This window comes from Enterobacter sp. DTU_2021_1002640_1_SI_PRY_ASU_LCPMC_013, assembly GCF_032389435.1.
Taxonomy (GTDB): domain Bacteria; phylum Pseudomonadota; class Gammaproteobacteria; order Enterobacterales; family Enterobacteriaceae; genus Enterobacter; species Enterobacter hormaechei_C.
On the sequence record NZ_CP135594.1, the window covers coordinates 4,009,089 to 4,022,464 of the forward strand.

Here is a 13,376-nt window from a genome sequence, read left to right on the forward strand (position 1 = left end):
CATAGTGCAGATTAAGCAAAATTAAGGAGTCAGCCAGAGCAATGAAACGTCCGGACTACAGAACACTACAGGCACTTGATGCAGTTATTCGTGAACGCGGTTTTGAGCGCGCGGCGCAAAAGCTGTGCATCACCCAGTCCGCCGTATCACAGCGTATCAAACAGCTTGAAAACATGTTCGGGCAGCCGCTGCTGGTGCGTACCGTACCGCCGCGTCCGACGGAGCAAGGACAAAAGCTCCTCGCCCTGCTGCGGCAAGTTGAACTGCTGGAAGATGAGTGGCTGGGCGATGAACAGACCGGCTCCACGCCGCTGCTGCTGTCGCTGGCGGTGAACGCCGACAGTCTGGCGACCTGGCTGCTGCCGGCCCTTGCGCCGGTGCTGGCCGACTCCCCTATCCGCCTGAATCTCCAGGTTGAAGACGAAACCCGCACCCAGGAGCGCCTGCGTCGCGGCGAAGTGGTTGGTGCGGTCAGTATTCAGCCTCAGGCGTTGCCAAGCTGTCTGGTGGATCAGCTGGGCGCGCTGGATTACCTGTTTGTCGGTTCAAAAGCCTTTGCCGAGCGCTACTTCCCGAACGGTGTGACCCGCGCCGCGCTGCTGAAAGCGCCTGCCGTCGCGTTCGACCATCTGGACGATATGCATCAGGCCTTCCTGCAACAAAACTTCGATCTGCCGCCGGGCAGCGTGCCGTGTCATATCGTTAACTCGTCCGAGGCCTTTGTGCAGCTCGCGCGTCAGGGAACCACCTGCTGCATGATCCCGCATTTGCAGATTGAGAAAGAGTTGAAAAGCGGTGAGCTGATTGATTTAACCCCGGGGCTGTATCAGCGCCGGATGCTGTACTGGCACCGTTTTGCGCCGGAAAGCCGCATGATGCGCAACGTCACTGACGCGCTGCTGGCATTTGGGCATAAGGTTTTGAGGCAGGATTAAAAAGAAAAGCCGGGTGGCGGTTACGCCTTACCCGGCCTACGGGTTACTGAGCTGGCTTTTCAGTCGGTTCCAGCTGGAACACCACATCAACCTGATCGTCGAACTGAATGGTTGGCTGCTCGTAGGTTTCCTGAGCAGAAACCGGCGCGGCGTCCGCCTTCATCATCCGAACCATCGGGCTTGGCTGGTAGTTTGAAACGTGGTAGCGCACGCTGTAAACCGGACCGAGCTTGCTCTTAAAGCCGGATGCCAGCTGCTGCGCCTGATGAATGGCATCATCAATCGCCGCTTTACGCGCTTCGTCTTTATATTTCTCCGGTTGCGCAACGCCCAGCGAGACGGAACGAATTTCGTTCAGCCCAGCCTTCAGCGCACCATCCAGCAATCCGTTGAGCTTATCAAGCTGGCGTACAGTCACTTCCACAGTACGCACGGCGCGATAGCCTTTCAGGATGCTTTTGCCGTTCTGGTAGTCGTAATCCGGTTGGGTACGCAGGTTCGCAGAGCTGATGTCTTTTTTCGCGACACCGTTCTGTTCCAGGAAAGAGAGGTATTGCGCAACACGATCGTCTGCCTGTTTCTTGGCGGAAGCAGCATCTTTCGCCGCCACGTTCACTTCAATTGCCAGGGTTGCAACATCCGGTACCGCATCCACGCTTGCCGTGCCTGAAGTGACAATGTGCGGGCCGTTTGGCAGTTCATTCGCCTGCACCGACACCGCACCTAAACTTACTAATGCCGCCAGGGCCATCACCTTAAACTTCACTGTCATTCCTCCATGTTGCGAAGAGTGCCCCATCAACAGGGCTCATGCCAGCAAGCTTAGCGGGTCTTGTTCAGATGTCCATAAGACAACGCTTAGTTGAACAATCCCTGTACGTGATGAATCCCCTCTTTCGCCAGCTGGAAGGCAATAAACCACATCACTAGTCCCACCAGCGTGTTAATGATGCGCTGCGCTCTGGCAGTCCGCAGCCGTGGTGCCAGCCACGCCGCCAGGATCGCAAGACCGAAGAACCAGAGGAAGGAGGCGCTGACCGTACCGAGCGCAAACCAGCGTTTCGGCTCAACGTCCAGCTGTCCGCCCAGGCTGCCCAGCACCACGAACGTATCAAGATAAACGTGCGGGTTAAGCCACGTCACGGCGAGCATGGTGACGATAATCTTCCAGCGCCCCTGCCTCATCACTTCGGCGCTTGCCAGCTCAAGATTGCTGCTCATGGCCGTTTTCAGGGCGCCAAACCCGTACCACAGCAGAAACGATACGCCGCCCCAGGTAACCAGCGCCAGCAGCCACGGCGACTGCATCAGCAAGGCGCTGCCGCCAAAAATCCCGGCGCAAATCAGTAGCAAATCGCTCACCGCGCACAGCAGGGCAATCATCAGATGATACTGGCGGCGAATGCCCTGGTTCATCACGAACGCATTTTGTGGACCAAGGGGAAGGATCATGGCCGCACCTAATGCAAGCCCTTGAAAATAGTAAGTTAACATTGATAACTCTCAGGCAGTTTTCTCTACGTGCAGACTATACTGCGTGACCACCATTAGATAAAATTTAAAATTTTAATGATTGATTAGAATCACTAATAAAACCCTGCTGTATACAATATTAAGATTTTATAAAACCTGCCCTCTCGCGACCCGGCGTATGCTGTATTGCCCCAGGCCGAAAAATTCTCACAGGAAATCATATGAAACATCAAGGCGTTGCAATGGTCATCTCCGCCATATTTGCGCTCTTAACGGCATTTCCGGCCATAGCGAGTGCAGAAAAGATACTTCGCTACACGGACCACGAACCGTACGGCAATATGCGTACGCAATTTATCAAAAACGTTTTCTTTAGTGAGATTGAAAAAGAATCGCAAGGCCGCCTGAAAATTGAAGCCCACTGGAAAGGTGATATATCAAGTAGTTACAATGCGCTAAGTACGCTTGGCCAGGGCACCAGAGCTGATATTGGCATCGTTGTCCCTGAATATACGACGGAGCAACTGCCGCTTCATCAAATATTCAAAAGCTTTCCCCTGGGGCCTGCAAACGGCGAGGCCCAGGTGCGCTTCTTTCATCGCGTGTTCCAGCAATACCCACAGTTTGCCCGCGAGCTTGGGCAGAATAACCTGGTGAATTTGCAGTTCTTCCTGGGTTATCCGGTCGGGTTCTTTACCCGTCAGCCAGACGTTAAGCTGAAGCAGCTAGAGGGAACAAAATGGCGAACCGCCAGCTTCTGGCACCAGTCATTTTTGCGCAATGCTGGCGGAGCTACCCTGGCAATGCCCTGGAATGACAAGATTACCGACGCGTTGCGCACGGGACAGTTGAATGGCCTTATGGTGAATCTCGACAGCGGAGATGACATACATGCGCAGCGCGCGGCGCCCTACATTCATTATTCTCCTGCGCTCTGGCTGGGGCATGTCTACCTTCTGGTTATAAATAAGGACACCTTAAACGCACTGGACGAGCGGGATCGTCTTGCTATTCGTCGTGCAGCCGAAACCACGGAGAAACAACTCGGTGCGGCGTTGGACAGCGGGCTGGCTTCTCTCACCACGCGTCTGGAAAACGAAGGCGCTAAGCTTCATCTTCTGAGCCGTGATGAGCAATTGGAATGGCAGAAAGCAACGCGATATCAAGAGGTTCAGGAGGAATGGGTACGGCAACAGGAAAGTAAGGGTAATACGGACGCAGGCAAATTGATGCATGAGCTACGTTTATTGCTGGAGGCTAACGCCCGGCAAAAGCGATAGGCTCAACGCCCGCATACAATGCGGGCGTTGTCTGAACTGACGGGCGTTAGTCAGCTTCTTTCACTTTTTTGAAGTTCACATCCATCTGCGGATAAGGGAAGCTGATACCGTTGGCGTCAAAGTCACGCTTGATGCGTTCCAGCACGTCCCAGTAAACGTTTTGCAGATCGCCACTTTTACTCCAGATGCGCACCACAAAATTAATGGATGACGCGCCCAGCTCGTTCAGGCGAACGGTCATTTCACGATCTTTAAGAATGCGGTCATCTGATTCGATGATATCGGTAATCAGCTTTTTCACCAGCTCAGTATCTGAATCATAGCCAACCCCGATAATGAGTTCATTACGGCGAACCGGCTCACGAGAGAAGTTAGTAATGTTGCCATCAATCACTTTCTTGTTTGGCACAATGACGATTTTGCCGTCTGCCGAACGCAGCGTGGTGGAGAAAATCTGCACGTTCAGCACGGTGCCCGCAGTGCCACCGAGATCAACATACTCTCCGGCACGGAAAGGACGGAACGTCACTAACAGTACGCCAGCCGCAAGGTTAGCCAGCGAGCCCTGAAGAGCGAGACCTACGGCCAGACCAGCGGCACCAAGTACAGCAATGACCGAAGCGGTCTGTACACCGACCCGCCCCATTGCCGCAATGAGGGTAAACGCAATAATCCCGTAACGCACCAGCGCAGAAAGGAAATCAGCAACGGTTGCATCGATATGACGGGATAGCATTACGCGATTAACGCCCCTGGAAACCGTACGGGCAATAATCATCCCCACGACAATGATGGCAATTGCTGCCGCAATATTCACAGCGTAACTAATCAGGAGCGCCTGGTTGCGCACCAGCCAGGAGCCAGCGTTATTGATGCTATCTACAACACCGAGATCTTCCATTTATCTTTCCTTATGCTCATAAAAACCACAAAATCTATCCCACACGGAGACAGGCAGGTCAGTAAAGGGTAAACAAAAAGCCATGATATTGCCAAACAGATCACAAAAACAGAGGCATCAGGCTATTGAAAAGGCATAAAAAAAGGCCCGCGTTTGCGGACCTTTCTGAGGCGTTTAGCAGCTCAAATTACAGAACGTCAACCGCGTTCAGTTCTTTGAATGCCTGCTCCAGACGAGTAATCATAGAAGTCTGGGCAGCGCGCAGCCATACGCGTGGATCGTAGTATTTCTTATTCGGCTGGTCTTCGCCTTTCGGGTTGCCCAGCTGACCTTGCAGGTAAGCTTCGTTGGTTTTGTAGTATTGCAGGATACCGTCCCAGGTTGCCCATTGGGTGTCGGTATCGATGTTCATTTTCACTACGCCATAGCTTACGGAGTCTTTGATTTCCTGAGCAGAAGAACCGGAACCGCCGTGGAAGACGAAGTTCAGGCTGTTGTGCGGCAGGTTGTGTTTTTTGGACACATATTCCTGAGAATCACGCAGGATGGTCGGGGTCAGAACCACGTTACCTGGTTTGTATACGCCGTGTACGTTACCGAAGGACGCTGCGATGGTGAAGCGTGGGCTGATTTTGCTCAGCTCGGTGTAAGCGTAATCAACGTCTTCTGGCTGAGTGTACAGAGCAGAAGCGTCCATGTGGCTGTTGTCCACACCGTCTTCTTCACCGCCGGTGCAACCCAGTTCGATTTCCAGGGTCATGCCCATTTTGGACATACGCGCCAGGTACTTAGAGCAGATCTCGATGTTTTCTTCCAGAGACTCTTCGGACAGGTCGATCATGTGAGAAGAGAACAGTGGCTTACCGGTTGCTGCGAAGTGTTTTTCACCTGCGTCCAGCAGACCGTCGATCCACGGCAGCAGTTTTTTCGCGCAGTGGTCAGTGTGCAGGATAACCGGAACACCGTAGTGCTCAGCCATCTGGTGAACGTGATGTGCGCCAGAGATAGCACCCAGGATAGCAGCGCCCTGAGGAACGTCAGTTTTCACGCCTTTACCTGCGATGAACGCAGCGCCGCCGTTAGAGAACTGAACGATAACCGGTGCTTTAACTTTTGCAGCGGTTTCCAGTACGGCGTTGATGGAGTCGGTACCTACGCAGTTAACTGCTGGCAGAGCGAAGTTGTTTTCTTTAGCTACCTGGAACACTTTCTGTACGTCATCACCAGTGATAACGCCAGGTTTTACGAAATCAAAAATTTTAGACATGTTGCTTAGTCCTGTATCTTCGGCCGTTAGAAAAGGTGCGAGCTCTGATAAGCGCGCTGAAAATTGGGCAGGTTTCCCTGCCCCTGAATGGCTTACTTCTTAGCGCGCTCTTCGAGCATTGCTACTGCTGGCAGGACTTTACCTTCCACGAATTCGAGGAATGCGCCGCCACCAGTGGAGATGTAGGAGATCTTGTCAGCGATACCGAACAGATCGATAGCTGCCAGGGTGTCACCACCGCCTGCGATAGAGAACGCTTCGCTGTCTGCGATAGCATTAGCCACGATCTCAGTCCCTTTGCGGAAGTTCGGGAATTCGAACACGCCGACAGGACCGTTCCACAGGATAGTTTTTGCGTTTTTCAGGATTTCAGCCAGTTTCTGTGCAGAAACGTCGCCCAGGTCCAGAATTTGCTCTTCATCTTTGATGTCGTTAACAGACTTCAGGGTTGCAGTAGCAGTTTCGGAGAACTCGGTAGCTACACGAACGTCAGTTGGAACCGGGATATCACAGGTGCTCAGCAGACGTTTGGCTTCGTCAACCAGATCCGCTTCGTACAGGGATTTACCCACGTTATGGCCTTGCGCAGCAACGAAGGTATTCGCGATACCACCACCAACGATCAGCTGGTCAGCGATTTTGGACAGGGAATCCAGTACGGTCAGTTTGGTAGACACTTTAGAACCACCAACGATAGCGACCATTGGACGAGCAGGTTCTTTCAGAGCTTTACCCAGCGCTTCCAGTTCGTCAGCCAGCAGCGGACCTGCACAGGCGACGTCTGCGAATTTACCGATACCGTGGGTAGATGCCTGCGCACGGTGAGCCGTACCGAATGCATCCATCACGAATACGTCGCACAGCGCAGCGTATTTTTTGGACAGGGTTTCGTCGTCTTTCTTTTCGCCTTTGTTGAAGCGAACGTTTTCCAGAACAACCAGCTCACCTTCGGCAATTTCCACGCCGTCCAGGTAATCTTTCACCAGGCGAACCGGGCTGGACAGTTTGTCTTTCAGGTAATTAACAACCGGCAGCAGAGAGAACTCTTCGTTGTACTCGCCTTCAGTTGGACGGCCCAGGTGGGAGGTGACCATCACTTTAGCGCCCTGCTTCAGAGCCAGTTCAATGGTTGGCAGAGATGCACGGATACGCGCGTCGCTGGTCACTTTGCCATCTTTAACCGGTACGTTCAGATCGGCACGGATGAAAACGCGTTTACCTGCCAGATCCAGATCGGTCATCTTAATTACAGACATGGTGAATCCTCTCGTTGATTCTTAAAGTTTTGCAAGCGCAAGGTGCGCTCTACCTGAAACCTTTTGCGGCCATGGCTAACGTGGTGTCGAGCATTCGGTTAGCAAAGCCCCATTCGTTATCACACCAGACCAGCGTCTTGATAAGGTGCGCACCACTGACTCGCGTCTGCGTGCCATCCACGATGGCGCTGTGCGGGTCGTGGTTAAAATCTACTGAGACCAACGGTAATTCCGTATAGTCAACTATACCATGAAATGCTCCCTGTGCCGCTTTTTGCAGCAACAGGTTGACTTCACAGGCTTTTACCGGTTTTTTCACCGTCACGCTAAGATCGATTGCGGTGACGTTTATCGTCGGCACGCGCACGGCAATCGCTTCGAAACGGTCGTTAAACTGCGGGAAAATACGGGTGATCCCGGCGGCCAGTTTCGTATCAACCGGAATGATGGACTGGCTCGCCGCGCGAGTGCGTCGTAAATCCGGATGGTAGGCGTCGATTACCTGCTGATCGTGCATGGCGGAATGAATCGTGGTCACGGTGCCGGATTCAATGCCATACGCATCGTCTAACAGTTTAATGACCGGAATAATGCAGTTGGTGGTGCAGGAGGCGTTTGAGACAATGCGGTGTTCAGCTTGCAGCTCATGCTGGTTGACGCCAAACACGACGGTGGCGTCGAGGTCGTGACTGCCGGGATGGGAGAACAGCACTTTTTTCGCGCCAGCATTCAGATGCGCTTCGCCATGTTCACGGTTACCGTACACGCCGGTACAGTCCAGCACCACATCCACACCCAGTTCGCGCCAGGGCAGCCCTTCAATACTGTTCTCATGCAGCACGCGGATGGCATCGTCACCGACGAACAGCTGTTCCCTTTCCTGGCGAACGTCCCAGGCAAAGCGACCGTGGCTGGTGTCATATTTCAACAAATGCGCCATGCCCGCAGCATCCGCCAGTTCATTGATTGCCACCACGATGATTTCCGCACGACGCCCGGATTCATATAAAGCACGAACCACGTTGCGTCCGATGCGACCGAAGCCATTAATCGCTACGCGTACGGTCATAGATCTCCTGCAAAGCTATCCCTGAGTTTGAGGTGGCTGAAAGAGTAATCCAGCGACGCCCGAAGGGGAATCCTTGCTGTCACAAACTGCGATTGATTGGTCAATTGTCGAACATTTAATCGACTGAAACGCTTCAGCAAGAATAAGCGAATCGGGGAATAAAAGGAATCTCTGTCCAGATTAAGAGCGATTTTATCTGATCTCCATCACATTTTTCCGGAATAATCCCTTTTCATCCCGCCACGTAAAAACGCGGCGGGTCGACCGGAGCCCCCGCTGAAAGCCGCTGAGGATCAGACGAGTCGGTATTCGCCATTTGCCGACATCATCAGTTCCACATTGGCAGGACGGCTGTGACGCAAAACACGCTCCACGTTTGGCCCGTCGGTGCGGGCATAAAACGCGTCGGCATCGGCCTGAGAGAGCCCCCCGGCCAGCTTACGTCCCACCAGGCGCGTGCGTAACGCTTCAGCAGGCGCGCGAATAAACAATGAAAAATCACAGTATTCCACCAGCGCTCGCCATCGTTCATCATCGAGCAGTAACCAGTTACCCTCAACAATCACGATGGGTGCCGTTACCACGATCGCCCCTTCGACAGGGTCGTGCGTTTGCCGGTCATACTGCGGCCAGGTACCGTCGCCCTCTTTTATCTGCCGCAGATGTTGCGCCAGCCTGTCGACATCAAAGGTCTCCGGGGCGCCTTTGTACGCGCGCAGGTTATGCGCTTCCAGCCAGACGTTGTAGTGATGAAATCCATCCATCGGCAACGTCTGAATCGGAGCGAGCCCCTCCGTCTGACGAGAGAGATATTCCCAGAAGGCGGTCAGCGTGGACTTGCCCGTACCGGGCGGGGCGCTGAGAAAAACAATCGTACGTCTGCTGGCGCTGGCGAAATGCCGTTTCGCCAGTTGCCGCAGCAAAGGCTTATGAACATTTTCAATTTCGTCGTCAGGATAATGTGCTTCTACATATAGCCCATTGACCGTTAGCCCAATTTTCACGGCGTAAGTTCCTTTAAAATTGTCGTTACCGCCAGGGTGAGCGCCGTCTTGATCATTGCGGTAAAGCGAACCTCAGACCATGCGGCAAAGTCAGCAAATTTCATCGACTCCAGCGCGCTGAATAACGTCGCGTTACGGGTGATGCAATTAACGTTGCTGATAAAATCCCAGGTGATGTCATCGGCGAAGCCAGGGATCGTATCCTGCTCGTTCAGATACTGATAAAACTGCGAAAAATGCGTTATGTCGGCGTAGAGCCATTTTTCCATTTTCCCCAGCGCATAGATCAGGCGTAACGCCACATCGATGTCATCAAGCGGCCCACTCCGGGCGAGTAACGGCTTCACTGCATATTCCACGATCTCTTCATCGTTATCGACAAACAGCGACGGCAGAAAACATTTAATGCCCTGGAGTAAAAAAGACTGTGCCGTCGTCATAAATGCGAGGAGGTTATTCTGAGCATCCAGTTGCTCAAGCACATCGTCTTCTGTCAGTGTCGTCATTTGTATCTCGATAAATCACCGTGAATGCAGAGAGTCTATTATATTACACGTTCGATCTGCGCCGCCGATCAGTAAAGTTTGCGTGCGCACACCCTTCGCAACCTGTTGAATACCTTTAACCAGTTCGCCGCCCGTCACGCCCGTCGCGCTGAACAGGATGTCATTGCCCTTTACCAGTTCGCTAAGGGTATAGATACGATTGACTTCCACCTTCATCTCCGCACAGCGACGGTGCTCCTGCACGGCGACCCGACGGTTCTCAGGACTCTCCCCTTTCGCTTCACAAAAATCGATCAGCTCCGCCTGCATATCGCCACCCAGCGCTTTCACCGCGCAGGCGGAGATCACCCCTTCCGGCGCGCCGCCTGTGGTGTACATCAGATCATAGGGATTATCCTGTAAGCAGGTCAGAACGCTGGCAGCGACGTCGCCATCGGGCAGCGCAAACACTTTCACGCCCAGCCGCGTCGCCTCAGCAATTGCATTTTGCAGGCGCGGTTTGTCCAGCGTCACCATCCGCAGATGCTCCAGCGGCTTGCCCAGCGCCCGGGCAACGTTGCGAAGATTCTCTGCCAGCGGGAGAGCGAGGCTGATTGCCCCGGCTGCCGCTGCGTTAACCACCAGTTTTTTCATGTACATATCAGGGGCATGAAACAGGCTGCCCTCAGGCGCAAACGCCATCACAGCCAGCGCATTGCTTTGCCCCATCGCCACCATGCGGGTTCCCTCGATGGGATCGACGGCAATATCCACCGCCGGGCCGACGCCGCTGCCGATCTCCTCGCCAATCCACAGCATTGGCGCATGGTCAATCTCACCTTCGCCGATAACGATACGCCCGCGAATCGCTATCGCGTTTAGCGCCTCACGCATGGCGGTTACCGCCAGCCCGTCGATTCGGTTTTTATCGCCGCACCCGGTTTGCGGCCAGGCGGCCAGCGCCGCCTGTTCGGTCACGCGAAAGAGCGGCCACGCCAGAGACATCATGCCTCAGCCTCCCCAATATCCACCCCAAACTGCGCCAGAAGATAGCGCTCTGCTTTTTCATTCCAGATGCCTTGAGTCTCTTCCACAAGCCTTGCCAGCTCCCGGAAAAGCGGGTCGGTTTTACCCTTTTCGGCAAAATCGGCAATGGCCGTTAACGGCATGGTGACACCGTTATAGATAAGCTTCTTGCCACCAGGAATGTCCGGCAGATTGAGCACCGTATGCGGCACCGCATCAAGGCCGCCGATGTGGGTCACCATAAACGACGGCTGGAGCTGACCCGTTGCACTCAGCGCAATCGCCTCTTTCATGTCTTCCGTCGAACCGCCGGAGGTGCCCACCACGTGGGTACTGTTGTAATGGACGTTGTAAAAATTAAATGGCACCTTGAAATTGCTGTCCGTTGGTCCGGCGAAGAAATTCAGGCACCCGTCCTCGGCGAGAAGATCGTCTGCCAGTTCAATGACCGCCGGAACCGCGGCATAGACAAACACGTCGTCAAAGCCTGCATTGTCAGTTAATGCGCGTAACGTAGCGGCAGGGTTCTCCAGTTCGGAGGTATTGACATAGATAAGCTCAATACCCTTTTGTGCCACCAGCGCAACCGGCAGTAATTTTTTTGCCTGCGCGAGGCGGGCCTCATCAATATCCACCACCACAACGCGCGACGGCTGAATCCCGCCGTTAATCGCATAATCAATAGCGCCAATTCCCATCGGCCCGGCGCAGGCCAGAAGCGCAATATTACCTCCCGGCTTCACACCCATCCGGTGCTCATAGACATATTGCGTCGTATGATAATTGGCGTTATACGCGCCGATAATGCAGCACATGGGTTCCGCCAGCGAAGCCGCCGCAAAATAGGAGCCGTGATAAGGTAAAACGCACCCCAGTTTAATCGCGACTTCTGGAATAATCATATACGTCGCATTGCCGCCAAAATATTCATAGCTGTAGCCAGCAGAATAACCGGTCGGTAATCCCATTGCCGGTTGTAAAACAAAGCGCTGACCTTTTTTATATTTTCCGGTCAGATTTTTCCCGACCTCAACAATCACCCCGGCGCATTCATGTCCGGTGATGACCGGATGTTTTTCCAGATCGTCCGGCACACGTTTATGTTCACTGCCTAATTTCGCTGCCTTCCAGGTTGATAAACAAACGCTGTCAGAAATTACGCTCACCAGCAGTTCATTGTCGCTTATTTCGGGCAGTTCAAATTCACGGATACGAACATCCTGCTTGCCATAAATGGCAGCCACTTTCGTTTTCATAATGACTCCAGGAACCAGATAGATTAATTCGCCGTTAAATGCTTAAAGAGATCGTCAAGCTGCGGATCGCCGAGATAGTTTTTTATCAGCACTAACGGTTTGTCACTGACCCGTTTAGCGCGCCCTTCCAGGCTGGCATGGGTAACAATAATGTCCGCATCGTCAGGCACATTTTCGATGGCGTAATGTTTTACGTCGATATCTCGCCCGGCCTTTTCCAGACGTTTCCGGAATGTCGTCGCGCCCATGGCGCTGGAGCCCATTCCGGCATCGCAGACAAAAGCGATGCGCTTAATATCCCGATAAGAAAACTTGCCTTCCTGCTTCATGGCTTTTACGGCTTTGGCAGAATCATTGAAAGTATCTTCCGTTTCAGCTTCATGACTTTTATCCATTTTTAAGATCAGGGAGGTGACTGCAAAAGAGACCAGCGTGCCTGCCGTTACGCCAGCAATCGTTGCGAGAAAAGCACCCTTAGGCGTTAACGCGAGATAGGCGAAAATCGAACCCGGACTTGGGCCAGCCACCAGACCACCGCCCAACATATTAAATATCCACGTTCCGCTCATGCCGCCAGCGATCATCGCAATCAGCGTCAGCGGTTTCATCAGTACGTAAGGGAAATAGAGCTCGTGAATGCCGCCCAGGAAGTGAATAATCATCGCGCCAGGGGCTGATTTCTTTGCCATCCCTTTGCCAAAAAAAGTAAAAGCCAGCAGCAGACCTAATCCCGGCCCGGGGTTGGAGGCCACCATAAAGAAGATGGATTTACCCGTTTCGGAAGCCTGCTGCATTCCCAGCGGATAATAAACACCCTGATCGATAGCGTTATTTAAAAACAGGATTTTTGCCGGTTCGTTAATCAGCGACAGCAGCGGCAAATAGCCCGCATGCACCAGTGCTTCAATACATTCTTTGATAAAGTTATTGGCAATTAACACCGCAGGGCCGATCACTTCAAATCCCAGCAGGCAGAGGAGCATGCCCGCAATACCCAGCGAGAAGTTGTTGATGACCATCTCAAAACCAGCGGGAATGCGTTTATCCAGCAGCCGATCGATGTGCTTAATCACCAGACCGCCAAGTGGCCCCATGATCATTGAGCCGAGGAACATAGGAATATCCGCGCCGATAATCACGCCGATAGTGCCGATCCCCCCCATCACCGCCCCACGTTTGCCGCCAACCAGGTGTCCACCGGTAGAGCCAATCATCACCGGCAATAAATAGGTGATCATCGGACCGACAATTTTGGCAAAATGCTTATTTGGCATCCAGCCGGTTGGAATAAATAATGCGGTAATAAATCCCCAGGCAATAAAAGCGCCAATATTCGGGATGACCATTGCAGTCAAAAAGCCCCCAAAAGCCTGGACCTTTGCACGAGCAGACTTGTGTTCCATAATAATGTCCTGTAAAGGAGA

The 13,376-nt window shown here is 53.1% G+C and carries 13 protein-coding genes; 2 read left to right on the forward strand and 11 right to left on the reverse strand.

Annotation, left to right across the window (positions count from 1 at the left end; translation table 11 throughout):
* Window positions 1-41 precede the first annotated feature (41 nt).
* Entirely contained in the window at window positions 42-935 is an 894-nt protein-coding gene (gene argP, locus RS584_RS19145; RefSeq protein ID WP_003860089.1) for a DNA-binding transcriptional regulator ArgP, read from the forward strand.
* A 43-nt stretch (window positions 936-978) separates the two neighbouring features.
* Here argP and RS584_RS19150 read toward each other — a convergent pair whose 3' ends face one another.
* Entirely contained in the window at window positions 979-1,701 is a 723-nt protein-coding gene (locus RS584_RS19150) for an oxidative stress defense protein (RefSeq protein WP_022649323.1), read from the reverse strand.
* Between the two features lie 92 nt (window positions 1,702-1,793).
* Complete coding sequence (argO, locus tag RS584_RS19155; protein WP_315748467.1) at window positions 1,794-2,429, reverse strand: arginine exporter ArgO; 636 nt, start codon at window positions 2,427-2,429, stop codon at window positions 1,794-1,796.
* Window positions 2,430-2,629: 200 nt separating this feature from the next.
* Between argO and RS584_RS19160 the strand changes: the two genes are divergently transcribed.
* Window positions 2,630-3,688, forward strand: a complete 1,059-nt coding sequence (locus RS584_RS19160) for an ABC transporter substrate-binding protein (RefSeq protein ID WP_315748468.1) — start codon at window positions 2,630-2,632, stop codon at window positions 3,686-3,688.
* Between the two features lie 46 nt (window positions 3,689-3,734).
* Here the strand turns inward: RS584_RS19160 and mscS are convergent, their stop codons facing one another.
* The 9 genes from mscS to RS584_RS19205 form a co-directional block, all read right to left on the reverse strand.
* Window positions 3,735-4,589: a small-conductance mechanosensitive channel MscS gene (gene mscS, locus RS584_RS19165; RefSeq protein ID WP_040118073.1), complete on the reverse strand. Its 855-nt coding sequence runs from the start codon at window positions 4,587-4,589 to the stop codon at window positions 3,735-3,737.
* A gap of 187 nt (window positions 4,590-4,776) precedes the next feature.
* Window positions 4,777-5,856: a class II fructose-bisphosphate aldolase gene (gene fbaA, locus RS584_RS19170; RefSeq protein ID WP_017692704.1), complete on the reverse strand. Its 1,080-nt coding sequence runs from the start codon at window positions 5,854-5,856 to the stop codon at window positions 4,777-4,779.
* 92 nt (window positions 5,857-5,948) lie between these two features.
* The gene (pgk, locus tag RS584_RS19175) at window positions 5,949-7,112 is read right to left on the reverse strand and encodes a phosphoglycerate kinase (protein WP_144427991.1); all 1,164 of its coding nucleotides are present in this window, start codon (window positions 7,110-7,112) and stop codon (window positions 5,949-5,951) included.
* A 49-nt stretch (window positions 7,113-7,161) separates the two neighbouring features.
* Window positions 7,162-8,181 carry an erythrose-4-phosphate dehydrogenase gene (gene epd, locus RS584_RS19180; protein WP_315748469.1) on the reverse strand — a complete coding sequence of 340 codons (1,020 nt, stop codon included), beginning with the start codon at window positions 8,179-8,181 and terminating at the stop codon, window positions 7,162-7,164.
* Window positions 8,182-8,474: 293 nt separating this feature from the next.
* Window positions 8,475-9,185 (reverse strand): nucleoside/nucleotide kinase family protein, encoded by a 711-nt coding sequence (locus tag RS584_RS19185; RefSeq protein ID WP_315748470.1) that lies wholly within the window; start codon window positions 9,183-9,185, stop codon window positions 8,475-8,477.
* Complete coding sequence (locus tag RS584_RS19190) at window positions 9,182-9,691, reverse strand: MltR family transcriptional regulator (protein WP_015571811.1); 510 nt, start codon at window positions 9,689-9,691, stop codon at window positions 9,182-9,184. Before RS584_RS19190 ends, RS584_RS19185 begins: the two co-directional genes overlap by 4 nt.
* A gap of 15 nt (window positions 9,692-9,706) precedes the next feature.
* Window positions 9,707-10,678 (reverse strand): class II fructose-bisphosphatase, encoded by a 972-nt coding sequence (gene glpX, locus RS584_RS19195; protein ID WP_315748471.1) that lies wholly within the window; start codon window positions 10,676-10,678, stop codon window positions 9,707-9,709.
* Entirely contained in the window at window positions 10,675-11,952 is a 1,278-nt protein-coding gene (locus RS584_RS19200; RefSeq protein ID WP_315748472.1) for a zinc-binding dehydrogenase, read from the reverse strand. The genes glpX and RS584_RS19200 overlap by 4 nt, the downstream gene beginning before the upstream one ends.
* A gap of 23 nt (window positions 11,953-11,975) precedes the next feature.
* Window positions 11,976-13,355, reverse strand: a complete 1,380-nt coding sequence (locus tag RS584_RS19205; protein ID WP_315748473.1) for a PTS mannitol transporter subunit IICB — start codon at window positions 13,353-13,355, stop codon at window positions 11,976-11,978.
* Between the last annotated feature and the right edge of the window lie 21 nt (window positions 13,356-13,376).